This window comes from Qipengyuania proteolytica, assembly GCF_019711565.1.
Classification (GTDB): domain Bacteria; phylum Pseudomonadota; class Alphaproteobacteria; order Sphingomonadales; family Sphingomonadaceae; genus Qipengyuania; species Qipengyuania proteolytica.
Window position 1 is genome coordinate 784,391 of record NZ_JAIGNN010000001.1, and the last position, 20,709, is coordinate 805,099.

23 protein-coding genes are annotated in these 20,709 nt (G+C 65.5%); 9 read left to right on the plus strand and 14 right to left on the minus strand.

Annotated features, from left to right (window positions below; all coding sequences use genetic code 11):
- Position 1 precedes the first annotated feature (1 nt).
- Positions 2-1,033: a Holliday junction branch migration DNA helicase RuvB gene (gene ruvB / locus K3172_RS03765; RefSeq protein ID WP_221587118.1), complete on the plus strand. Its 1,032-nt coding sequence runs from the start codon at positions 2-4 to the stop codon at positions 1,031-1,033.
- Positions 1,034-1,640: 607 nt separating this feature from the next.
- Here the strand turns inward: ruvB and K3172_RS03770 are convergent.
- The 4 genes from K3172_RS03770 to acnA all read right to left on the minus strand — a co-directional run bounded on the left by K3172_RS03770 (position 1,641) and on the right by acnA (position 6,197).
- On the minus strand, positions 1,641-2,279 hold the full coding sequence (locus K3172_RS03770; protein ID WP_221587119.1) for a hypothetical protein: 639 nt from the start codon (positions 2,277-2,279) through the stop codon (positions 1,641-1,643).
- Positions 2,280-2,359: 80 nt separating this feature from the next.
- Positions 2,360-3,076 carry a prolyl hydroxylase family protein gene (locus K3172_RS03775; protein ID WP_221587120.1) on the minus strand — a complete coding sequence of 239 codons (717 nt, stop codon included), beginning with the start codon at positions 3,074-3,076 and terminating at the stop codon, positions 2,360-2,362.
- A 26-nt stretch (positions 3,077-3,102) separates the two neighbouring features.
- The gene (locus K3172_RS03780; protein ID WP_247717916.1) at positions 3,103-3,525 is read right to left on the minus strand and encodes a rhodanese-like domain-containing protein; all 423 of its coding nucleotides are present in this window, start codon (positions 3,523-3,525) and stop codon (positions 3,103-3,105) included.
- Positions 3,525-6,197: an aconitate hydratase AcnA gene (gene acnA, locus K3172_RS03785; protein ID WP_221587121.1), complete on the minus strand. Its 2,673-nt coding sequence runs from the start codon at positions 6,195-6,197 to the stop codon at positions 3,525-3,527. The genes K3172_RS03780 and acnA overlap by 1 nt, the downstream gene beginning before the upstream one ends.
- 219 nt (positions 6,198-6,416) lie before the next feature.
- Between acnA and K3172_RS03790 the strand changes: the two genes are divergently transcribed.
- Positions 6,417-6,569 carry a hypothetical protein gene (locus K3172_RS03790; RefSeq protein WP_221587122.1) on the plus strand — a complete coding sequence of 51 codons (153 nt, stop codon included), beginning with the start codon at positions 6,417-6,419 and terminating at the stop codon, positions 6,567-6,569.
- Here K3172_RS03790 and K3172_RS03795 read toward each other — a convergent pair.
- Complete coding sequence (locus tag K3172_RS03795; RefSeq protein ID WP_221587123.1) at positions 6,566-7,456, minus strand: DMT family transporter; 891 nt, start codon at positions 7,454-7,456, stop codon at positions 6,566-6,568. The genes K3172_RS03790 and K3172_RS03795 overlap by 4 nt on opposite strands.
- A gap of 140 nt (positions 7,457-7,596) precedes the next feature.
- Between K3172_RS03795 and K3172_RS03800 the strand changes: the two genes are divergently transcribed.
- Positions 7,597-8,979: a L,D-transpeptidase family protein gene (locus K3172_RS03800; RefSeq protein ID WP_221587124.1), complete on the plus strand. Its 1,383-nt coding sequence runs from the start codon at positions 7,597-7,599 to the stop codon at positions 8,977-8,979.
- Positions 8,980-8,992: 13 nt separating this feature from the next.
- On the opposite strand, the gene K3172_RS03805 is transcribed toward K3172_RS03800, so the two are convergent.
- A complete protein-coding gene (locus K3172_RS03805; RefSeq protein WP_221587125.1) occupies positions 8,993-9,688 on the minus strand; it encodes a murein L,D-transpeptidase catalytic domain-containing protein in 696 nt (231 codons plus the stop codon).
- A 79-nt stretch (positions 9,689-9,767) separates the two neighbouring features.
- On the opposite strand from K3172_RS03805, the gene K3172_RS03810 reads away from it, so the two are divergent.
- Positions 9,768-10,256: a hypothetical protein gene (locus K3172_RS03810; RefSeq protein ID WP_221587126.1), complete on the plus strand. Its 489-nt coding sequence runs from the start codon at positions 9,768-9,770 to the stop codon at positions 10,254-10,256.
- Positions 10,257-10,259: 3 nt separating this feature from the next.
- Here K3172_RS03810 and K3172_RS03815 read toward each other — a convergent pair whose 3' ends face one another.
- Together K3172_RS03815 and ispG are read right to left on the minus strand one after the other, a co-directional pair.
- A complete protein-coding gene (locus K3172_RS03815; protein WP_221587127.1) occupies positions 10,260-10,790 on the minus strand; it encodes a retropepsin-like aspartic protease family protein in 531 nt (176 codons plus the stop codon).
- A 45-nt stretch (positions 10,791-10,835) separates the two neighbouring features.
- Entirely contained in the window at positions 10,836-11,975 is a 1,140-nt protein-coding gene (ispG, locus tag K3172_RS03820) for a flavodoxin-dependent (E)-4-hydroxy-3-methylbut-2-enyl-diphosphate synthase (RefSeq protein WP_221587128.1), read from the minus strand.
- A 70-nt stretch (positions 11,976-12,045) separates the two neighbouring features.
- Between ispG and K3172_RS03825 the strand changes: the two genes are divergently transcribed.
- The gene (locus K3172_RS03825) at positions 12,046-13,047 is read left to right on the plus strand and encodes a zinc transporter ZntB (protein ID WP_221587129.1); all 1,002 of its coding nucleotides are present in this window, start codon (positions 12,046-12,048) and stop codon (positions 13,045-13,047) included.
- A 4-nt stretch (positions 13,048-13,051) separates the two neighbouring features.
- Here K3172_RS03825 and K3172_RS03830 read toward each other — a convergent pair whose 3' ends face one another.
- The 4 genes from K3172_RS03830 to K3172_RS03845 are packed head-to-tail and all read right to left on the minus strand — an operon-like array spanning position 13,052 to position 15,042.
- A complete protein-coding gene (locus tag K3172_RS03830) occupies positions 13,052-13,711 on the minus strand; it encodes a DUF1109 domain-containing protein (RefSeq protein ID WP_221587130.1) in 660 nt (219 codons plus the stop codon).
- Positions 13,708-14,238, minus strand: a complete 531-nt coding sequence (locus tag K3172_RS03835) for a sigma-70 family RNA polymerase sigma factor (protein WP_221587131.1) — start codon at positions 14,236-14,238, stop codon at positions 13,708-13,710. The genes K3172_RS03830 and K3172_RS03835 overlap by 4 nt, the downstream gene beginning before the upstream one ends.
- Positions 14,239-14,263: 25 nt before the next feature.
- Positions 14,264-14,722: a DoxX family protein gene (locus tag K3172_RS03840; RefSeq protein WP_221587132.1), complete on the minus strand. Its 459-nt coding sequence runs from the start codon at positions 14,720-14,722 to the stop codon at positions 14,264-14,266.
- Between the two features lie 32 nt (positions 14,723-14,754).
- The gene (locus K3172_RS03845) at positions 14,755-15,042 is read right to left on the minus strand and encodes a BufA1 family periplasmic bufferin-type metallophore (RefSeq protein WP_221587133.1); all 288 of its coding nucleotides are present in this window, start codon (positions 15,040-15,042) and stop codon (positions 14,755-14,757) included.
- Between the two features lie 191 nt (positions 15,043-15,233).
- On the opposite strand from K3172_RS03845, the gene bufA2 reads away from it, so the two are divergent.
- The 3 genes from bufA2 to K3172_RS03860 all read left to right on the plus strand — a co-directional run bounded on the left by bufA2 (position 15,234) and on the right by K3172_RS03860 (position 17,198).
- Positions 15,234-15,518, plus strand: a complete 285-nt coding sequence (gene bufA2, locus K3172_RS03850; protein WP_221587134.1) for a BufA2 family periplasmic bufferin-type metallophore — start codon at positions 15,234-15,236, stop codon at positions 15,516-15,518.
- A 73-nt stretch (positions 15,519-15,591) separates the two neighbouring features.
- Positions 15,592-16,428, plus strand: coding sequence for an MNIO family bufferin maturase (gene bufB / locus K3172_RS03855; protein ID WP_221587135.1), 837 nt, complete (start codon positions 15,592-15,594; stop codon positions 16,426-16,428).
- Positions 16,425-17,198: an HvfC/BufC N-terminal domain-containing protein gene (locus K3172_RS03860; protein ID WP_221587136.1), complete on the plus strand. Its 774-nt coding sequence runs from the start codon at positions 16,425-16,427 to the stop codon at positions 17,196-17,198. The genes bufB and K3172_RS03860 overlap by 4 nt, the downstream gene beginning before the upstream one ends.
- Here K3172_RS03860 and K3172_RS03865 read toward each other — a convergent pair.
- Positions 17,192-18,154: an SDR family NAD(P)-dependent oxidoreductase gene (locus K3172_RS03865; protein ID WP_221587137.1), complete on the minus strand. Its 963-nt coding sequence runs from the start codon at positions 18,152-18,154 to the stop codon at positions 17,192-17,194. The genes K3172_RS03860 and K3172_RS03865 overlap by 7 nt on opposite strands.
- A gap of 269 nt (positions 18,155-18,423) precedes the next feature.
- Between K3172_RS03865 and K3172_RS03870 the strand changes: the two genes are divergently transcribed.
- Positions 18,424-19,476 (plus strand): isoaspartyl peptidase/L-asparaginase family protein, encoded by a 1,053-nt coding sequence (locus tag K3172_RS03870; RefSeq protein ID WP_221587138.1) that lies wholly within the window; start codon positions 18,424-18,426, stop codon positions 19,474-19,476.
- Positions 19,477-19,557: 81 nt separating this feature from the next.
- On the opposite strand, the gene K3172_RS03875 is transcribed toward K3172_RS03870, so the two are convergent.
- Positions 19,558-20,658, minus strand: a complete 1,101-nt coding sequence (locus K3172_RS03875; protein ID WP_221587139.1) for an OmpA family protein — start codon at positions 20,656-20,658, stop codon at positions 19,558-19,560.
- Between the last annotated feature and the right edge of the window lie 51 nt (positions 20,659-20,709).

A 20,709-nucleotide genomic window follows, 5' to 3' on the forward strand; every position in this document is an offset into this window, starting at 1 on the left:
CATGACTGAACCCGTCCCCCTCCACTCCCCAGCCCGCCAGCCGGAAGACCCGGACGCCGCGCTGCGTCCCAAGAGCCTCGGCGAGTTCGTCGGGCAGAAGGCGGCGCGCGAGAACTTGCGTGTGTTTATCGAGGCGGCGAAGAACCGCGGCGAAGCGATGGACCATGTGCTATTCTTCGGGCCGCCGGGCCTCGGCAAGACCACGCTGGCGCAGATCGTCTCGAAGGAGCTGGGCGTCGGCTTTCGCGCCACTTCCGGCCCGGTGATCGCCAAGGCGGGCGACCTCGCCGCGCTGCTCACCAATCTCGAGCCCAACGACGTGCTCTTCATCGACGAGATCCACCGGCTCAATCCGGTGGTCGAGGAAGTGCTCTATCCGGCGATGGAGGACCGCGCGCTCGATATCATCATCGGCGAGGGGCCCTCGGCGCGCAGCGTGCGGATCGATTTGCCGCCCTTCACGCTGGTCGGCGCGACGACGCGGCAGGGGCTGCTGACCACGCCTCTGCGCGACCGGTTCGGCATTCCCGTGAGGCTCAATTTCTACACCGAGGACGAACTGCTCAAGGTCGTCACCCGCGGGGCGGGCCTGCTTGGCATGGATATCGACGAGGGCGGCGCCCGCGAGATCGCCCGCCGTAGTCGTGGCACGCCGCGTGTCGCCGGGCGCCTGATGCGCCGCGTGCGCGATTTTGCGAGCGTGCTGGGCGAGGGGGTCGTGACCACCCGTGTGGCCGACGAGGCGCTGACCCGGCTCGAGGTCGATTCGCTCGGCCTCGACGCTATGGACCGGCGCTATCTCACCATGATCGCGACCACCTACAAGGGCGGGCCGGTGGGCGTGGAGACGCTCGCAGCCGGCCTGTCCGAACCGCGCGACACGGTGGAAGAGGTGATCGAGCCTTACCTCATCCAGCTCGGCCTGATCGCCCGCACCGCGCGCGGCCGGATGCTCAACGACGGCGGCTGGTCGCATCTGGGGCTCGCCCCTCCCTCGCGGCCGCAGTCGGACATGTTCGACGAACAGGGTTAGCAGTCGGGTAAGATTAGAGCTCCCAGCGGTCCCGTTTCGGGACGGGAGCGCCACAAGCCTCGCAATTCCGCGAAAAATTTACTTTCTGGCGCAATGTGTAAGTATTGCTCCGCCCGCAAATCGGTTAAGGACCGGAATCGGGTGGGCAGGGACCGGACAAATGGCGGGGGGCAATCTTCCGTTTTCCGGTCGCAGAGGGAAACGTAGCGATGTCGGTCAAGTCAGCTCTTGCCAAATTGTCGGCCACCGCAGCAGGCGGTGCGCTGGTTGCCGGGGGTGCGGTGCACGTGGCCGAAAAGCCGGTGACCGACAGCCCGTCCTACAAGGCGCAGGCCGTCAAGCAGGTGAAGTATGTGAAGCAGGCCAAGCCGGTGAAACGCGCGATTCCGCGCCGCCCGGTCCAGGCCCAGCGTACGATCCCGCCGCGGCAGATCGAATGCGTTCCCTACGATTCGCCCGATGCGGCGCGCAATCCCGACAATATCTGCCCGCCCGTCTATCGCGAGGCGATGGTGCCGGTGCCGGTGCCCCCGCTGCCTGAAGCGGCCCCGATCGTGACCGGAGGCGGCGGCTCGCGCTCGATCCCGGGCGGCGGCTACGGCGGCGGCTATGGCGGCGGTTTCGGCGGAGGCTTCTTCGGCGGTTTCTTCAGCGGTTCGAGTGGCGGCGGCAGCGTGATCGTCAACTCGACCACCACCACAGGCGGCGAACTGCCCCCGATCACGATCACCTCCACGACCTCGACCGGCGGCAGCTCGACTTCGACCTCGAGCGGCGGGATCACCTCGACCACCAGCACGGGCGAAGTTTCGACGTCCACGGGCGGTGTTTCGACCTCGACCGGCGGTGTTTCTACCTCTACCGGTTCGGTCTCGACCAGCACCGGTGCGGTCACCAGCACCACTAGCACGGGCGCTGTCTCGAGTACGACGACCAGCTCGACCTCGGGCGATGTCTCGTCGAGTTCGTCCTCGTCGAGCAGCAGCTCGTCCTCGAGTTCGTCGTCGTCCTCCAGTTCTTCGAGCGGCGGTGTCTCGACCAGCTCGACCAGCACGGGCAATGTGACCACGAGCACCAGTTCGTCGTCGAGTTCCTCCTCGTCGTCTTCCTCGAGCAGCTCGTCGTCGAGCAGTTCCTCGTCCAGCTCCAGCTCGTCGAGCAGCAGTTCCTCGACCTCGGGCTCGACCACCGGCAGCACGAGCGGTACCGACGTGCCCGCACCGCCGATGATGGCGCTGTTCGGCATGGCCGCAGCCGCCGTGCTTGGCCGTCGCAAGCTGCGGGTGAAGAAGGGCGCGGGTCAGGTCTGATCCGGAATCGGGGCCGTCAGCGGTAGTTGCGGCTCCATTGGTCCTGCCGGTACCACTGCGTGATCACATATTTCTCGCCCGCCGCGACCGGCAGGGCAGCATGGCGCGTGTTCCGGTTCGGCCGCCCGCGCCGGTCCATGTTGTTCCAGGCGATCAGCAGTCCGGCCTCCGGTGTCACCGTCAGGTCGAGCTCGGGAAATTCGGTCTCGCCGCCTGATTCCACGGCATTGAGATAGACCATCGCGGTCCAGCTGCGCTGCCCGCCGCGGCGGCGTTCGTGCTGCCAGTGCGGACGTTCGACGCGGAAATAATCGCGGTGGTGGCGATACTCCTCGCCAATGCGATAGCGCTGGCCCTGGATCGTCTCCGCATGCTTGCGTTCGATGCCCAGGACGCTGTCGATCTTGCGACCCAGCGCCACGGTTTCGGGTGCGTCGGTGGCGAAGAAATGCGTCGAACTGGTCCGGCCCGTGGGGTTCTTTGCCTCCGAGAACAGTTTTGAAGGCTGGATCCTGCTCTCGATCACGCGGATCAGCCGTTGGCATTGCTGGGCGGTGAGAAAACTGGGCAGCAGGAAGAGGTCGGCCTTGCCGCCGCCGCGCGCCACGGCCTGCGGATTGAGGCGCAGCTTCTCGCGCACAGTATCGCCGATTGCCGCAAGCGTCGCGGGATCGGCCATCGGATCGGCTGGCTTGCGGCCGAGCAGGCTCGCGAGGCGCTCGACCAGCGCCATCCTAGAAAGCGGCCCCTGTCGCGACCTCAGTCACGCGCGACCGGCTGGCCCGATTGTTCCCACGCGAGAATGCCGCCTTCGAGATGCACCGCGTCGCGCCCCGTCGCCGCGACCAGCTGCTCGGCCGCCAGACCCGAGCGACGGGCGGAGCGGCAGTACAATACGCGCGCGGCGCCTTGCGCATCGGGCAGGGCGGCCGGATCGAACCGGTCGAGCGGGATATTGATTGCGCCGGCGATGTGCCCCTCGGCGAATTCCTCGGGCGTGCGCACGTCGATCAGCTGGATCGCCTCGCCCGCATCGAGCCGCGTGGCGAGCGCCTGCGTCTCGATCGTCCGTACCTTCGGCGCGGCAGCCATGGCCGCGCCGTCGTCAGCCGGTGCCGCACCCGCCGAGCAGGCGGCGAGCAGGCCCGCCGCCATGCCGGAAAGGAGCGCGCGCGCCAGCATCAGGCCGCCAGCTTGCGCAACACGTAATGGAGGATGCCGCCGTTGCGGTAATACTCCATCTCGTTGGCCGTATCGATGCGGCAGAGTGCGGTGAAAGTGAAGCTCGAGCCGTCCTCGCGCGTGACTTCGACCTCGATGTCCTGCCCCGGCGTGAGGTCGGCAAGGCCCTTGATCGTGAACGTGTCGGTCGCGGTCAGGCCCAGCGAGGAGCGGCTGTCGCCGTCCTTGAACTGGACCGGCAGCACGCCCATGCCGACGAGGTTCGAGCGGTGGATACGCTCGAAGCTTTCCACGATCACGGCACGCACGCCCAAAAGGATCGTGCCCTTGGCCGCCCAGTCACGGCTCGAACCGGTGCCGTATTCCTTGCCCGCGACCACGACCAGCGGCGTGCCGTCGGCCTTGTGCTTCATCGCGGCGTCGTAAATCGCCATCTGCTCGCCCTTGTAGGTGGTGTAGCCACCCTCGACGCCCGGGACCATCTCGTTCTTGATGCGGATGTTGGCGAATGTGCCGCGCATCATGACTTCGTGGTTGCCGCGGCGCGAGCCGTAGGAGTTGAAGTCCGCCTTCGAGACCTGGTGGTTGCGAAGGTATTCGCCAGCAGGCGAATCTTCCTTGATCGAACCGGCGGGAGAGATGTGATCGGTGGTGACCGAATCACCGAGGATCGCGAGCGGCTTGGAGCCTTCGATGTCGGTGACCGGGGCCGGTTCCATGCCCATGCCTTCGAAATAGGGCGGGCTGGCGACGTAGGTGCTGGTCGGGTTCCAGGTGTAGGTGTCCGACGCGTTTACATTGATCGCCTGCCAGTGCTCGTCGCCCTTGTAGACGTCGGCATAGCGGGTGACGAACATGTCGCGGTCGATATTGGCGGCGCGGTGCGCGCGCACTTCTTCGTTGCTCGGCCAGATGTCGGCCAGCATCACGTCGTTGCCGTCCTGGTCCTGCCCGATCGGGGTTTCGGTAATGTCCTTGGTCACCGTGCCGAGCAGCGAATAGGCGACCACCAGCGGCGGCGACGCGAGGAAGTTGGCGCGTACATCGGGGCTGACGCGGCCTTCGAAGTTGCGGTTGCCCGACAGGACGCTGGCGGCGACGATGTCGTTGCCGTTGATCGCCTTCGAAATCGGCGGGGCGAGCGGGCCGGAATTGCCGATGCAGGTGGTGCACCCATAGCCGACCAGGTCGAAGCCGAGCGCGTCGAGATCGTCCTGCAGGCCGCTCTTTTCCAGGTAGTCGGTGACGACCTGCGAGCCCGGTGCAAGGCTGGTCTTGACCCACGGCTTGGGCTTGAGGCCCTTCTCGTTCGCCTTCTTGGCGACGAGGCCGGCGGCGATCAGCACGTCGGGGTTGGAGGTGTTGGTGCAGCTGGTGATCGCGGCAATCACGACGTCGCCGTCACCGATGTCGTGGTCCTTGCCCTCGACCGCAGTGCGCTGCGGCGCGCTCTTCTTGTAGATCGTCTCGAGATCGCCGTTGAACAGTTCGTCCACCTGCGGCAGCGCGACACGGTCCTGCGGGCGCTTAGGTCCGGCGAGGCTGGGCACGACCTTCGATACGTCGAGTTCGAGCGTCTTGGTGAAGACCGGCTCGTTCTCGGGCGTAAACCACATGCCCTGTTCCTTCGAATAGGCTTCGACAAGGGCGATCGTGTCCTCGTCGCGGCCGGTGAGGCGCATGTATTCGAGCGTCTTGTCGTCGATGCCGAAGAAGCCGCAGGTCGCGCCGTATTCGGGCGCCATGTTGGCGATCGTTGCGCGGTCGGCGAGAGTAAGGTTGGCAACGCCTTCGCCGTAGAATTCGACGAAGCGGCCGACCACGCCGACTTCGCGCAGCATCTGCACGCAGGTCAGCACCAGGTCGGTGGCGGTCACGCCTTCGGCCATCGCGCCGGTCAGCTTGAAGCCGACGACTTCGGGGATCAGCATCGACACCGGCTGGCCGAGCATCGCGGCTTCGGCCTCGATCCCGCCGACGCCCCAGCCGAGCACGCCGAGGCCGTTGATCATGGTGGTGTGGCTGTCGGTGCCGACGCAGGTGTCGGGATAGGCAACCATGGCGCCGTCTTCACCCGCCGAGGACCACACGCCCTTGCCGAGATATTCGAGGTTCACCTGGTGGCAGATGCCGGTGCCCGGCGGCACGGCGGTGAAGTTCTGGAAGCTCTTGGAGCCCCACTTGAGGAAGTCGTAACGTTCCGCATTGCGGGCGTATTCGAGTTCGACGTTCTTCTCGAAGGCCTTGGGATGGCCGAATTCGTCGACCATGACCGAGTGGTCGATCACCAGGTTCACGGGGACCTGCGGGTTGATCTTCGCGGTATCGCCGCCGAGCTTGCTGATCGCATCGCGCATCGCGGCAAGGTCGACCACGCAGGGCACGCCGGTAAAGTCCTGCAGCAGCACGCGCGCCGGGCGGTACTGGATTTCCTTGCCGGTCGCGGGATTACGCTGCCAGTCGGCGATCGCCTGGGCGTCCTCGGTCGAAACGGTGAAGCCGCCGTCTTCGAAGCGGAGCATGTTTTCGAGCAGGACCTTCAGGCTGAAGGGCAGTTTCGACACATCGCCGATCGTCTTTTCCGCCTTGGCGAAGGAATAATAGGCATAGTCCTTGCCGTTGACGGTGAGGTTGGAGCGGGTGCCGAGCGTGTCCTTGCCGACCTGGGTCATGCGCGATTGATCCTTTCTGAGCGACTGCCGCCTTGCGAGGAGGGGTTCGCAGGTGCGGCAAATGTGGCTGCGCCCTGCGCGCAAAGCGGGGAAAAATCAAGGGTCGGGCGCCCTTGAAAAACGGCTCGTCGGAACCCGGTGGCGCCTTCATCGGTTATTAAGGCAAAATCAAGGCAAGCGCGGGCGAGGTCCGATGCGGCCCCAATGAGGAGTCAGGAAATGTCGTCGCTTCCGGAGGCGGGCAAACGCTCGCGCCAACCCGTTCGTGTAGCCGTTATCGCCGCCGCCATGGCGGTTGTCGGCTGCTTCACCGCCGCTTTCACCTTTGCCGACCAGCCCGCCCGGGCAGCGCAGGTCGAACAGCGACGCTAGAGTGCGCTCGGGGCCTTTTGCCCGCGCGGTCTGCGCGTCGCGAACCAGCACGAGCCGATGATGATGGCCGTTCCGATCAGGGTCGGCGTGGTGAGCGTCTCGGCGAAGAACAGCCAGCCGAACAGCGAAGCCCACAGGAAGGCCGAATATTCGAGCGGGACCAGCACCTGCGCTTCGGCCCGGGCATAGGCCCAGGCAAAGGCCATCGCCCCGAACACCGTCAGGATCGCGGCGGCAAGAAGGTCTGTTGTTGCCCCGGCGTCCGGCATCACGAACAAGAACGGGACACCACCGCCCAGCAGGACCACGGAAACGCCGGAATGGAAGCTGGCGATTTCTGCAGGTCCGGCCATTTGCGACTGCCGCCGGATGAGGATGAAATTGTAGGCGTAAAGCAACGCCGAGACGAGAATCGCGGCAAGGCCCCACGCTGTGTCCCAATCGAAATCCGATGCGCCGATCTTGCCGCCGACGATCACCAGGGTCCCGACAAAGCCGAGGATCGAGGCGATGATCGCCTCCCTGCGGATCGTTTCGCCGAGCAGTATCCGCGCGAGGTAGAGCGCGATCAGGGGGGCGATGAAGCTGATCGCGATCGCCTCGGCCACAGACAGCTTGGTCAGCGCATAGAAGAAGGTCAGCGCCATGAAGGTCGACACGACTCCGCGCTGCAAATGCACCAGCAATACCTCGCGCCGCGGCCATTTGCCGCCGCGCGCAAGCCACAGCGGGACGGCGATACCGGTCGCGATCAGGGACCGCAGCCACGCAGCGCTGAAGGCCCCGAGCGCCAGGGCCGCACTCTTCATGAAGGCATCCATCAGCGACAGACTGGCGACTGCGAGTGCGGCCATGAGGATGGGCATCAGGGCATGGTCGCGGTGCATTGGCCTGCTCTATCGCCGCTTGTCCTACGGGTCACCGACAATTCAGCGCCGCGAAAGCCGCGATGGTGGAAGAGGTTGCAAGAAATGACTATCATGCCGTCACCCGCCGCGGTCGGACGGCGGGGCAATTGGTGGAACGAATGAACTACAAGAAATTCCTGATCGGCACCGCGAGCGGCGCGGCGCTTCTCTCAACCGCCGCCTTCGCACAGCAGCGCGGGCCGGAAAACCTGCTGCCGCCCGAACAGACGGCCGCGCAGCCGCAGCAGAGCGTCGACGAGGCGTTCGGCGATATCCGCATGCAGTCGGGCGAAGTGGTGCAGGACATGCCGGTCCTCGTGGGCGAATGGTCGCTCGCCGCCGCCGCCGAACTGCTGGCCTTCATCCCCACCGTCGAGGCCGAGGGCCTGCGCCCGGAAGACTACAACAGCGCCGGCCTGCAGCAGGCGATCCTCGCTGGGGAGGGCGCCGCCCTGAACGAAGTGGCGAGCGAGATCTTCGTCTGGCTGGTCGAGGATCTGCGCGACGGGCGCACGCCGATGGAGGCGCGCAAGCAGTGGTTCGTGGTCGATCCCGATCCCGACACCAATCCGACCCATGTCCTGCTTGCCAATGCGCTCGCCAGCGGCAAGATCGCGAAGACGCTGACGTCGCTCAACCCGGTTTCGCCCGACTACGCGCAGCTCAAGGCGCGTCTGGCGACCGCGAAGGACCCCGCAGAGCGCAAGCTGATTCGCGCCAATATGGATCGCTGGCGCTGGCTCGGGCAGGACCTCGGCAAGCGGTACCTGCTGACCAACGTGCCCGAATACCAGCTGCGCCTGACGGTCAATGACAAGATCATCAAGAACTACCGCGTGGTCGTCGGCAAGCCGGGCCGTACCGCGACCCCGCAGCTCGCCGAGATGGTCGAGGCGGTGATCTTCAACCCGACCTGGACGGTGCCGCAGTCGATCGTGAAGGGAGAAGGCCTCGGCGCGAAGGTGCTGAACAATCCCGGCTGGGCGCGCGCCGCGGGCTACAAGGCGACCAAGGGCGCCAACGGCTGGGTCACCGTGGTCCAGCAGCCCGGACCGACCAACTCGCTCGGGCTGATGAAGCTCGACATGCCGAACGAGCATGCGATCTTTCTTCACGACACGCCGAGCCGGCACCTGTTCGCACAGGACGATCGCGCGCTAAGCCACGGCTGCATCCGCGTGCAAGGCGCGCGCGAGCTGGCCATTACCATGTCGATGCTCGGCAATGCGAAAACCAAGGAAGACCTGCCGCGGATTCAGGAAGAGGTTTCCGAAATCACCGCAAGCGGGGAATACACGCGCTATGCGATGGAGCGGCAGTGGCCGGTCTACATCACCTATTTCACCATGGGGGTGGACGTGAACGGGAATCTCACCAAGTTCGCCGACATCTACGGTCGCGACGCCCCGGTTCTCGCCGCGCTGGATGCGCCGCGCCAACGGGACCGCGCGCGCAAGACTAGCGAGGAAGCGGTCGAGATCATCGACGACATGCAGACCTGACCCGGTCTGTGGGTCAGTAGGCGCCGGGTACCGTCCGCTCGAAGGTGCCGCCGCCTTCGCGGCGGAGCAGTTCGCGTGAGGCGACGCGGCTGCCGTCGCTCTGAATGCCAAGGCTCTCGGCATAGAGCAGGCGGCCGCCCGAGAGGTCGATCAGCGCGCGGTCGAACTGCTCCGGCCCCATGGCGAAACAGCCGTTGGAGCGGCCGAGTCGGCCCCAGCGGGAGACATGCTGGGGCGTGGCATAATCTGCCTGGTGCATCACGATCGCGCGCGGCAAGGCGTTTGAATTACTCGGATCGAGCCCGTCCAGCCGAATCGAGGTGCCGAACTTGCCGACATACCAGCTGCGCGTCATGTACGCGCCGCGGCTGGTGCAGTGCGAACCCTCGGTATTCGAATAGCGATCGAGCCAGCCATCATGTTCCGGGTCCGAGCCGTCGCCGTGGCTGACATGGTAGGCCTGCACTCGCTCGTTTTCGACATCGACGAAATAGAAGCGCCGCTCTGCCGAATGAACGCCGAAATCGGCGATGCCGACGATATCCTTGCGCCAGATCCGCTGGCCGACACGGGCCAGCTGCTCGCGCGCGATGTCGAGCAGCACGCGGTCGCGCGCGGAATAAGAATTGACCTGGGCGAAGACGCGCGTGGGCAGCGTTGCAGCCGCAGTCGCCGCCAGCGTACCCTTGAGAAGATCGCGTCGGTTCATCTGAGCCTTGTTTAGCATACCGGCGATAGCCCGCCAATTAACAACGGAACGGCTCTATGGCTGCTTCGTTTCGGATCGCATGCGGATCATCTATCCCTTGCTCATCGGCACGCTGGCCCTCGCTGGCTGCACGACGACCCCTGCCGGCGCTCCCGTCCAGGCCCCGACCGGAGTGGCGGCCACGGTGGACGGCGGAACGCGTGTGTTGGATGAAGCGGCGGCCAGGCGCCTCCTCTCCGCCAAGGGTGTGACCCTGCAATGGATCGGCTGGAACCAACGCGGCTCGGTCAATGCCCGGCGCGCGGGCGACACGATCCTGCTGACGGCATCGCAGAGCCAGCCCGACGGCCCCGGACGCCTGTTCCTTGACGGACGTGTGACGGAAATCGGCAGCGACTATTTCGTGTTCGACGGTGTGGTGCGCATCAGCGATTCGCCCGACGTCGGCCGGCAATGCGAGCTGGACAAGTCCTGGCGTTTTGCCATCACGCAGGAACGCCCGTACTGGCGGCTGCGTGAATTCGAATGGTGCGACGGCCTGACCGACTATGTCGACATCTACTTCTAGGGTTTACTGGCCCAGCACCATCCGTTCGCCCTCGATACGTACCGGCTCGATAGTCTGGAGAAAGCTCTGGCCCAGGAGCGAAACGTCGAGGCCTTCAGGGACGATTACGCCTTCGACATTGGTTGCCTCATGGCCGCCGAGCGAGACCCGGTCGATCCGCACGGGAACGCCATAGACCGGCCCGCTCGCACCCCGCGCAACGGGGCGCACGTCTGCGTCGCTCCAGTAGAGACCCGCAGCCTGCGCATCGGCGCCGGTCAGCGCGACCATGCTCGCGCCGGTATCGATCATGAAGTCGACCGAGGCGCCGTTGACGGAGACGTCGGCGTAGAAATGCCCATCGGCTGCGCGCGCGAGCACGGTTTCGCCCGCGCTCCACGAGGCAAAGGCGTTCTTACTGTCGCGGGCGGCGACTTCGGCCCGTGCCTGCTCGACGGCGGCGGCGTCCGAGGTCTCGGCTTCGGGGGAGACACCGCGAAAGGCGATGCCCGCGAAGCAGGCGATGGCGATTCCGAAGAGGGCAGCTTCACGCATGCGAGCGAATGTCGCAGCGACAGCTTAAACTCTGGTAAAACGAAGTTATTCCGCTGCCTCGGCATGCGGATCGAAGGCGGTCGCGTCGCCCGCCTCGATCTGCGCCGCCTTGGCTTCGACCAGCCGGACGATGTGGTCGAGCATGTCCTCGCTCTCGATATGGTGGTCCTTCACGCCCGAGAGATAGACCATGTGCTTGCCGCTGCCGCCGCCGGTCAGGCCGATATCGGTCTCGCGCGCTTCGCCCGGGCCATTGACGACACAGCCCAGGACCGAGAGGCTCATCGGCGTCTTGATGTGTTCGAGCCGCTTTTCGAGCGCCTCGACCGTGCGGATAACATCGAAGCCCTGGCGCGAACACGAGGGGCAGGAGACCACGCGCACGCCGCGGGTGCGCAGGCCGAGGCTTTTCAGGATTTCATAGCCGACCTTCACCTCCTGCTCCGGCTCGGCGGAGAGCGAGACGCGGATCGTGTCCCCGATGCCTGCCCACAGCAGGCTGCCGATACCGATCGAACTCTTCACCGTCCCGCCGACGAGGCCGCCCGCCTCGGTGATGCCGAGGTGCAGCGGGCAATCCACCGCGTCAGCCAGCCCGTGGTAGGCGGCGACCGCAAGGAACACGTCGCTGGCCTTCACCGCCACCTTGTATTCGTGGAAGTCGTGATCCTGCAGCAGCTTGATATGGTCGAGGGCGCTCTCGATCAGCGCCTCGGGGCAGGGCTCGCCGTATTTTTCGAGGAGGTCCTTTTCCAGCGACCCTGCGTTCACGCCGATGCGGATCGCGCAGCCGTTCGCCTTGGCGGCGCGCACGACTTCGGCGACACGCTCCGACGAGCCGATGTTGCCGGGATTGATCCGCAGACAGGCCGCGCCCTTGTCGGCCGCCTCGAGCGCGCGCTTGTAGTGGAAATGTATGTCCGCGACGATCGGCACGTTGGCCGCGCGGGTAATCTGGTCGAAATTCGCCGTCGCCTCTTCGGTCGGGCAGGACACGCGGATGATGTCCGCGCCGGCATCCTCACAGCGGCGGATCTGGTTGATCGTCGCCCCGACATCCTCGGTCGGCGTATTGGTCATGGTCTGGACGGTGATCGGGGCATCGCCACCAACGGGGACGTTGCCGACCATGATCTGGCGGGACTGGCGGCGCATGATGTCGCGCCATGGGCGTACGGAAGACATGGAGGGCGATATAGAGCCTGCGTGATGAAGGGGCAATGACAGGCCGCGCGTCTTGCGGCATGAGGCGCACATGAAGGATCCCAACGATCATATCGTCTCCGATACGCCGCTCCTGTTCGGGCGCGTGCTCGACGGCGAAGGTGGTGCCCGCGCGATCGGCTGGGCGGAGGCGCAGGGGTGGGTGCCGCAGAAACAGGGTGAGGTGATGTGGCTCCACCTTTGTCGCCACTTCGATGGCGTGGAACCCTGGCTCGAAACCGAACTCGGAATTCCCGAGCCGATTGCCGAATTGCTGACAAGCGATGCCAATCGCCCGCGCGCCTTTCGTGACGGCGAGACGCTGGTGGCCACGCTGCGGGGGATCAACTTCAACCCCGGAGCCGAGCCTGAAGACATGATCTCGATGCAGCTTTGGAGCGACGGGCAGCGCTTGATAACCCTACGCCGACACCCGATGCAGACTCCGCGCGAAGTCATGGGCATGCTCGACCGGGGGAACGGACCGGTCGACGCCGGCGCCACGATCACGCTGCTTGCCGAGCTGCTGATCACGCGGATGAGCCAGTCGATCATCGACATGAACCAGGTGCTCGACGAGCTGGAGGACGAGGATCCCGAAAAGGATCCCGAAGGGATGCTGAAGCGCATCTCCACCATTCGCCGCAACTGCCTCGGACTCAAGCGGCACATGGCCCCGCAGCACGAGGCGCTTGAGCAGATCAGCCGCGATTCCCCCTACTGGTTCGAGGAAGAGGACCGGCGGGAGATCGCAGAGAGCATCGCGCGCTTGCGGCGCTACATCGACGATATCGACATCAGCAAGGAAAGCGCGCTGGTGCTGCAGGACGAAATCCGCGCCCGCAGCCTCGCGAGCAGCGAACACGCCACCTACATGCTGACCATCGTGGCGGGCATCTTCCTGCCGCTCAGCTTCCTCACCGGCCTGCTCGGCATCAATGTCGGCGGCATGCCGGGCATGGACGATCCGGACGCGTTCTGGTTCGTCGTCGCGCTCTGCTCGTTGCTGTTCGTGGCGCTGATCGTGGTCTTCCGCCGCCTGCGGTGGCTCTAGCGGATCACCACCGCACCAGCGGCGGAACGGCGAGCCGGCCGACGAGCGCTGCCAGCGCCACGGGCAGGACATGCCACACGCCCAAATGGCCAAGGGTGTCGATCGGGCAGGCGAGGCCATAGGCGAAGCTGCCGATTGCCCCTGCGGCGACACCGGTAAAGGTGCCCGCAGCGGCCAGCGAAACCGGCGCTCCGCGGCGGAGCCACAGGACCAGTGCGGCGGCGGTCACGAGGCCAAAGCCGGTCCCCGCAGCGAAGCATTCGAAGCCGTAGGGATCGCCGAGGATTTCGGCGATGGAGCCGCCGATGCCGAGTGTCACGACCGCTGTCGCGGGCAGCAGGCCAAGCATGGCGAAAGACCAGCGTGCGCCCTCGTGGCTGTTGCCGACCCGCGGAGTCGCCATCCGCAGCACGGCCAGCGCGGAGGCCGCTCCGAGCAAGCCGAGCATGCCGTTGGCGATGAAGAACAGTGCCGAGGCGCGTCCGGCCAGGATGCCGCGCCACAAGCCGTCGATGAGTTCGACCAGCACCACCGTGGCGATGGCGGCCAGCGCGACCAGCGCGATGCCGTGGACCAAGCGCACCGGACGGACTGGTGCGAGGTCCGCCGCAAGGTCGTCGATCAGGGAATTGGAAATTCTGCCGGTCTCGGGGTTCATTGTCATTCTGCTTTCTCGATCAGCGCGGACAGCTTCTTCAGCCCGCGATGGATATTCACTTTGACCAGGCTTTCGCTCTGGCCGGTCCGTTCCGAGGCTTCGGCGATCGTCAGCCCCTCGATCTTGACGAGTTCGATGACCTCGCTCTGCTTGTCGGGCAGGTGGACGAACAGCCGCTCGAGGCTCATGCGCGCCATCACCGCCTCCTCGTCGCTGTCTTCCGCCGCGTCCCAGTCGCCCAGTTCGTCCTCGGCATGGCGATAGACTTTGCGGAGGTGATCGACCCAGCGATAGCGCGCGATGGCGGCGAGCCAGGGAAGGAAGGGCCGGTCCGGATCCCAAGTGGCACGCTTGGTATGGACGGCCATCAGGACTTCCTGGACCAGATCGTCGAGCTGGGCGGGCGCGACGCGGCGGCGGAAATACCGCTCGAGCCACAGCTGCACTTCGGACAGCAGCACCCGGTAGGCCGCCTTGTCGCCGCCCTGCGAGGCTCGCATCAGATGCGCGAGGCTGGCTTCGTCGGCGATCATCGCGTCCTCCCTGCGCTCTCGAGTATCACTGCGCGCGCCGCGAGGCGAGCAGGGCATCGAGCGACAGCACGCCGCCGCCCCGCACGATCAGCACAGCTGCCATCGCGGCCCATATGATATGCGTCTGCCACCAGGCCTCGGGATAGACGAACAGCTGGATGACCATGGTCATTACCAGCAGCGCCACAGCGGAGAGCCGGGTAAGAAGGCCGAGCACCAGGAGAATCGGGAACAGGTGCTCGGCCCAGGTCGCCATCGGGGTCATGATGGCGGGAGGAAAGGGGAGGCCAGCGTATTCGTATTCGAACAGGAAATAGGCCTGGTCGCTGATGGAAAGCAGCGAGCCTTCTTCGACCTTGGTCCTGCCCGAGCGCCAGAAGATCCCGGCGAGGGCGACGCGGGTAAGCAGCAGCGCCAGACCTTCCGGCAGCCGCGAACTCAGGAATGCGGTGAGTTTGTCGTATCCGGACAGCAGGCTCTGCATGGCTTACCTCGCGTCTTGGCGGTCAGCGCCGGTCAGCGCTTGAGTTCGGTCAGCGAGCCCTTGCCCTTGGGCGTCTCGATCTTCACGCAGCTGCCCTTGGGGACGAGCTTCCAGGCATTGCCCTGGTAGTCGCGGGTGGAAGTGCCGGCGCAGCTGGTGCCCGGGCCCGCGGTGCAGTCGTTCTCGCCCGCCTTGGCGACGCCGTAGCACTTCTCCATCGCCGGCTTCTTCTGCGCGGCGGCGGGACTGGCGGCGAGGCCTGTGGTGACGCTGGCGGCAAACGCGAGGCCGGCGATCCGGGCAATCGAACTGGTGTTCATGGCATGTCTCTCTCGAATAACTTTGGGGGGGCGTGCCGACGGTGTCGCCGGAACTGGCTGGTCATTCGGGAGCGGGAGAAAACCCGTTACAGGGCCGCCGAAAAAATTCGCGCTGTAACCGCCGATTGCGGGGCGGCGAACCGGGTCATGTGCACCCCCGCACACCCAGTTACCCAAAGGGATTTGATGCCATGACCACCAGGACCAAGCCCGCCGTTGCAGCCGCCGCGGCCCTCTTCGCCCTTACCTCCATGAACGCGTTCGCCGCCGAGCCGCCCGTCGGCAGCAACGGCCGCGCGATCGGCGCGGGCGACACCGTGCATTGCTACGGTATCCACTCGTGCAAGGGCCAGGCTGACTGCGCCACCGCCGAGAACGAGTGCAAGGGCCAGAACGAATGCAAGGGCCACGGCTTCAAGGCGATGAAGGCGGGCGACTGCCTCGCCAAGGGCGGCACCATCGGCGACCTCGGCTGACCGGTTTGGCGGTCCGGCCAATGCCCCCCGTCCCGCCGGGCCGCCACCCACTCCCTGTGACACGGAGCCCTCGATGACCGACATCGCTCCCTTCGCCGGCTTCGGCCTCGGCCTCAGGCGGAGGCACTATGCGGACTTCCTCGAAGGCACTGTGCCGGTCGATTTCGTCGAGGTGATCTCCGAGAACTACATGGTCGACGGCGGCAAGCCGCTGCGCTTGCTCGAGGAGGCGCGCGCCAGACACCCCGTCATCCTCCATGGCGTATCCATGTCGATCGGCTCGGCGCATGGTCTGGACGCCGACTATCTCGCGCGGCTCAAGGCGCTGGCCGACCGGATCGAGCCGCTCTGGATGTCCGACCATTTGTGCTGGACGCGCAGCAGCGCGCACAACACGCATGACCTGCTGCCTTTGCCGCTGACCGCCGAAGCGCTCGACGTGGTATGCGACAATATCGAACGCGCGCAGGACGCGCTCGGGCGGCCGATGCTGTTCGAAAACCCTTCGAGTTATCTCACCTTCCCCGAAGACGAGATGGCCGAGTGGGAGTTCATCGCCGCGATGGCGCAGCGCACCGGCTGCTACCTGCTGCTGGACGTGAACAACGTCTATGTCAGCGCGCATAATCACGGTTTCTCGGCGCACGACTATCTCGATGGCCTCCCGCTCGATCGTGTGCGCCAGATCCATCTCGCGGGTCACCAGCCGGGTGACATCATCGTCGACACGCACGACCGCGCGGTGAGCGACGGCGTGTGGGCACTCTATGCCGAGGCGATGCGGCGGCTCGGCCCGGTTGCCACCATGATCGAGCGCGACGACAAGATTCCGCCGTTGCCGAACCTGCTCGACGAATTGGCCCGCGCGCGAGATTTCGCGACCCAAACGTGGGAGGCCGTGGCCGCATGACTGCGCTTGCCGAATTGCAGGAGGGTATGCTCGCGCGAATCCTCGCCGACGAATTGCCGCTCCCGCACGGATGGACCGCGCGACACGAAGCGGGCCTCGAGATCTACCGCAACAACTACCGGACCGCGCTGGTCGAAGCCTTGCGTTCGACTTTCGAGCGGACCGAGCGGCTGGTCGGCGAGGAGAGCTTCCGCCGCGCCGCCGCGCATCATTGCATTGCGCATCCGCCGACGAGCTGGACGCTCGATCTCGCCGGCGCGGGTTTCCCGGATACCTGTGCCGAGCTGTTTGCCAACGATCCCGATGTCGAAGAGCTGGCAGCGCTCGAATGGGCGATGCATCGTGCCTTTCCCGCGCGCGACGCGGAGCCGCTCGACACGGCTGGCTTCGCGGCAACCACTGCTGAGTTCGGCGAAGCGGACTGGATCGGCCTGCTTCTCGATTTCCTGCCCGGGCTGTCGCTGGTCAGGACGCGGCATGATCTCGTTGGCTTGTGGTCGTCGCTGGCAACCCTTGAGGGGGCGGCCGATGTCCGCAAGCTCGACGAGCCGCAATGCGCAGTCGTCTGGCGTGAAGGCGAGCGCCCCGTCTTCGTCCTGCGGCCGCTCTGGGAAGGCGGTGCGCTTGCCGCTCTCGCCGAAGGCGGCACCTTCGGCGAAGCCTGCGCACTGCTGGTCGACGAACTTGGCGAGGAACGGGCCGTGACCAATGCCGGCGCGATGCTTGCGCGCTGGCTCGCCGACGGCATCATCGCCGGGATCGCTCAGTAGGCGAAACTTTCCCCGACCAGCGTCTCGGAGAGAGCCCACAGCGCCTCCGCATTATCCGGATCGATCGCGTAGCTCTTCACCCCGCCGGTCGGGTTGTCGTCGTCCTGGTGTGCGACGTGGCAATCCTCGCAATAGACCCCGCCCGCGCCCTCGAGTTCATCGGCGGTGGCGACCCAGCACGTGGTCGCGGCCCCTTGCGGGATGGTCTTGAAACCGCTCGGCTCCTCGCCGCTCTGCTCGGCGTTCTTCCTGATCCGGTCCATCATCCAGGCCCGGTCCTCCTCGGTCATGTGGCGGCCGAGATTGGTCATGATCCCACCGGGATGCAGTGCGTAGGAATGGATACCCTTGTCCCCGAGGCGCTTCTCAAGCCCGACAGCGAACAGGATATTGGCGGTCTTCGACTGTCCGTAGGCGGTCCACTTATCGTAGTCGCGTGTCTCGTAACTCGGATCGTCGAGATGGACGTGGTCGAAATGATGCCCGCGGCTGGACAGGTTGACGATCCGCGGATGATCACCCTTCTCGACCAGCGGCATCACCAGGTTGGTGAGGAGGAAGTGCCCGAGGTGGTTGGTGCCGAATTGCAGCTCGAAACCGTCGGCGGTGCGCTCCAGCGGCGGCGCCATGACGCCGGCGTTGTTGATCAGCAGGTCGATCTTGCCGAACCGCCCGTTCGCCTCTTTGGCGGCGGCACGCACACTGTCGAGCGAGGCGAGATCGCACACCAGCGTCTCGACCGTCGCACCGGTCGCATCCGCGATTTCCGTCGCCGCCTCGTCCAGCTTGTCGGCATCGCGCCCGGAGAGGATGATGTGCGCTCCCTTGGCGGCCATCGCGCGGGCAGTCTCCTTCCCGAGGCCGGAATAGCCGCCGGTGATCAGCGCAGTGCGCCCCGACAGGTCCTTGCCCTCCAGGACCTCGTCCGCAGTGCTGGAAAATCCGAATTCGCTCATGGTGCCGTCTCCTCTCGGGCACGGACGTAACACGGAAAAGGGGCGCGAGTCCTGCAAACTCGCGCCCCGTTCCTTGCGAACCGAATTATGGCTTCGGAGTTTTGTTAACGAGCGACCGCATTCTGCATTCCCGGCGCGGATTGGCTGCGCCGGTCACGATAAAACCCTTTCCCCCAGGTTCCGTAACGACACGGCTATCACGATGTCGTATTTTTCCAAAACCTTCCGTGGGGATTGCGTGGATAACTTCGCGCGCTATCCCTTTGCGCATGAGAAAACTCGCCATCCGGATAGTCGGTGCCTTAGCTGCATCAGTCGCCATCGGTGCCGTTCCCGCGGCCGCTCAGGACGAGGAGCCGCGCTGGTCCATTGCGATCCACGGCGGTGCGGGCACGCTCAAGCGTGAGGACATGACACAGGAGCGCGGTGCCGCCTATCGCACGTCGCTGCAGGCGGCGCTCGATGCGGGGGCGCACGTGCTGAAAGAGGGCGGCAGCGCTATGGACGCGATCGAAGCGGCCATCCTGCTGATGGAGGACGACGAGAAGTTCAACGCCGGTCGCGGCGCGGTCTATACGTGGGAAGGCGGACACGAACTCGACGCCTCGATAATGGACGGGCGCAACCGCGATGCGGGCGCGGTTGCAGGGGTTACCGGCATCCGCCATCCGATCCTGCTCGCGCGCAAGGTGATGACCGACAGCCCGCATGTCATGCTCGCCGGGAAGGGTGCGGAGGAATTCGCGGCCGAACAGGGCATCGAGACCAAGCCCCCCGAGTGGTTCGATACCGATGCGCGGCGCGAAGCACTCGAGCGACTGAAGGCAGAGAAGCTCTCGGCGATCGACGTCGACATCAAGTTCGGAACGGTCGGAGCGGTGGCGCTCGACAAGGAAGGCAATCTGGCCGCAGGGACGTCGACTGGCGGGATGACCGGCAAGCGCTGGGGCCGCATCGGCGATGCCCCGATCATCGGCGCAGGTACTTATGCCGACAACCGCGCCTGCGCGGTCTCGGCGACTGGCTGGGGTGAGTTCTTCATCCGGGTGGGGGTGGCGAAGGAGATCTGTACACGCCTCACCTTCCGCTCGCTATTGCGGGGGGGAGAGCCTTTCGAGGAAGGCGTGGAACTGACCGATGCGGAAAGCCAGGCAGAGGTTGACGCGGTCATCGCCGACGTGGGCGAACTGGGCGGCGACGGGGGTGTTATCGTCGTGACGCCCGAAGGGCATGCCCTGTTTTCGATGAACACTTCAGGCATGTACCGCGGTCGCAAGACCAGCGAGGGTCTGAACGAAGTCGCCATCTACGCCGACGAATAGGCGCTCCCGAAGGCACCAAAAAAGGGGCCGGATGTCTCCGGCCCCTCCTCGGTGTTCTCGCTTTGGGGGGCGAAAACTCGGTTACATGCCCGAGCCCGGGCCGTAGGTGACTTCCACGCGGCGGTTCTGCAGTTCGCGGACACCGTCAGCAGTCGGCACGCGGAGCTGGTTTTCGCCGAAAGCTTCGCTGCTGATCCGGCCATCGGGGATGCCGCGCCCGGTCAGATAGCTGCGGACCGAAGCGTTGCGGCGTTCTGCGAGGCCCATGTTGTAGGTCGCCGAACCTGAGGTGTCGGTGTGGCCCGCGAGCATGACCGAAGCCGTGCCGCAATTGGTGTAAGCCGACACCGCATTGTCGAGGATCGTTGCCGCTTCGGGGGTGATCGTCGATTCGTCCCAGTTGAAGAAGACGATGTACGGGCCGGTCTCGCACACAGCGTCGACCGCAGGCGGCGGCGGGGGCGGCGGCGGGGGAGGCGGCGGCGGGGGCGGCGGCGGGGGCGGGGGCGTTGCGGCGCCGCCGAAGTTGAATGCCACCGTGCCGAGCAGCGAATGGGTGGTGAAATCGCCCTTCCACGCAAGCGAGCCGTTTTCACCGCCAAGGGTGAAATCGTCGATGTGGAAATAGCGATAGCGCAGCGACACGTCGATCGTGTCGGTCAGCGGGGCACGCAGACCGGCGATGCCCTGCCAGGCAAACTCCCAATCGTCGCCTTCCAGGATGTTGGTGGTGGTGCCACCGGCAATAAGCTTCAGCTTCGGGTCGAGCTTGGCAGCACCGCCGCCTACGCCGAAGAAGAACTGGACACCGTCATCGGGGCCGAAGTCGGCCAGGATGTTGCCCATGAAGCTGGTCGACGAAGCGCTGCCGTCGATATTTGCGCCGTCGAAAGTCGTGCCGCCGACGGTCAGGGCGTCGAAATCGGTGTTGCGATAAGCAGCTTCGACTTCCGTACGGAACTGGCCGAAATCGTGGCCGACGATGATCGCACCGTCGTATCCGAAATCGTCGGGCTTGATAGTAGCGCGGACATCCCGGTTGGGATTGAGCTCGCGAACATCGATGTCCTGCCCGATCAGCGGACCGAACCCGAGTTCGACATAGCTCTGGCCGTCGCGCGCGACGGCCGGGGCGGCGAGCGCTGTTGAACAGGCGGCCGCAATAATAGTAATCTTTCGCATAGGTAATCCCTCATTCTGCGTCTGAGCGAATAGACACGAGGGTAAGTGGTC

Bases quoted from the DNA above. Each gene is read 5' to 3' on its own strand.
- bufB (WP_221587135.1), top strand. From the start codon at position 15,592: ATGACCGACATCGCTCCCTTCGCCGGCTTCGGCCTCGGCCTCAGGCGG.
- K3172_RS03805 (WP_221587125.1), bottom strand. From the start codon at position 9,688: ATGAACCGACGCGATCTTCTCAAGGGTACGCTGGCGGCGACTGCGGCT.
- ispG (WP_221587128.1), bottom strand. From the start codon at position 11,975: ATGTCTTCCGTACGCCCATGGCGCGACATCATGCGCCGCCAGTCCCGC.
- bufA2 (WP_221587134.1), top strand. From the start codon at position 15,234: ATGACCACCAGGACCAAGCCCGCCGTTGCAGCCGCCGCGGCCCTCTTC.
- K3172_RS03800 (WP_221587124.1), top strand. From the start codon at position 7,597: ATGAACTACAAGAAATTCCTGATCGGCACCGCGAGCGGCGCGGCGCTT.
- K3172_RS03860 (WP_221587136.1), top strand. From the start codon at position 16,425: ATGACTGCGCTTGCCGAATTGCAGGAGGGTATGCTCGCGCGAATCCTC.
- K3172_RS03775 (WP_221587120.1), bottom strand. From the start codon at position 3,076: ATGGCGCTGGTCGAGCGCCTCGCGAGCCTGCTCGGCCGCAAGCCAGCC.
- K3172_RS03875 (WP_221587139.1), bottom strand. From the start codon at position 20,658: ATGCGAAAGATTACTATTATTGCGGCCGCCTGTTCAACAGCGCTCGCC.
- K3172_RS03830 (WP_221587130.1), bottom strand. From the start codon at position 13,711: ATGACAATGAACCCCGAGACCGGCAGAATTTCCAATTCCCTGATCGAC.
- K3172_RS03865 (WP_221587137.1), bottom strand. From the start codon at position 18,154: ATGAGCGAATTCGGATTTTCCAGCACTGCGGACGAGGTCCTGGAGGGC.
- K3172_RS03810 (WP_221587126.1), top strand. From the start codon at position 9,768: ATGCGGATCATCTATCCCTTGCTCATCGGCACGCTGGCCCTCGCTGGC.
- acnA (WP_221587121.1), bottom strand. From the start codon at position 6,197: ATGACCCAGGTCGGCAAGGACACGCTCGGCACCCGCTCCAACCTCACC.
- K3172_RS03840 (WP_221587132.1), bottom strand. From the start codon at position 14,722: ATGCAGAGCCTGCTGTCCGGATACGACAAACTCACCGCATTCCTGAGT.
- K3172_RS03870 (WP_221587138.1), top strand. From the start codon at position 18,424: ATGAGAAAACTCGCCATCCGGATAGTCGGTGCCTTAGCTGCATCAGTC.
- ruvB (WP_221587118.1), top strand. From the start codon at position 2: ATGACTGAACCCGTCCCCCTCCACTCCCCAGCCCGCCAGCCGGAAGAC.
- K3172_RS03780 (WP_247717916.1), bottom strand. From the start codon at position 3,525: ATGCTGGCGCGCGCGCTCCTTTCCGGCATGGCGGCGGGCCTGCTCGCC.
- K3172_RS03815 (WP_221587127.1), bottom strand. From the start codon at position 10,790: ATGCGTGAAGCTGCCCTCTTCGGAATCGCCATCGCCTGCTTCGCGGGC.
- K3172_RS03790 (WP_221587122.1), top strand. From the start codon at position 6,417: ATGTCGTCGCTTCCGGAGGCGGGCAAACGCTCGCGCCAACCCGTTCGT.
- K3172_RS03845 (WP_221587133.1), bottom strand. From the start codon at position 15,042: ATGAACACCAGTTCGATTGCCCGGATCGCCGGCCTCGCGTTTGCCGCC.
- K3172_RS03825 (WP_221587129.1), top strand. From the start codon at position 12,046: ATGAAGGATCCCAACGATCATATCGTCTCCGATACGCCGCTCCTGTTC.
- K3172_RS03770 (WP_221587119.1), bottom strand. From the start codon at position 2,279: ATGCCGAACAGCGCCATCATCGGCGGTGCGGGCACGTCGGTACCGCTC.
- K3172_RS03835 (WP_221587131.1), bottom strand. From the start codon at position 14,238: ATGATCGCCGACGAAGCCAGCCTCGCGCATCTGATGCGAGCCTCGCAG.
- K3172_RS03795 (WP_221587123.1), bottom strand. From the start codon at position 7,456: ATGCACCGCGACCATGCCCTGATGCCCATCCTCATGGCCGCACTCGCA.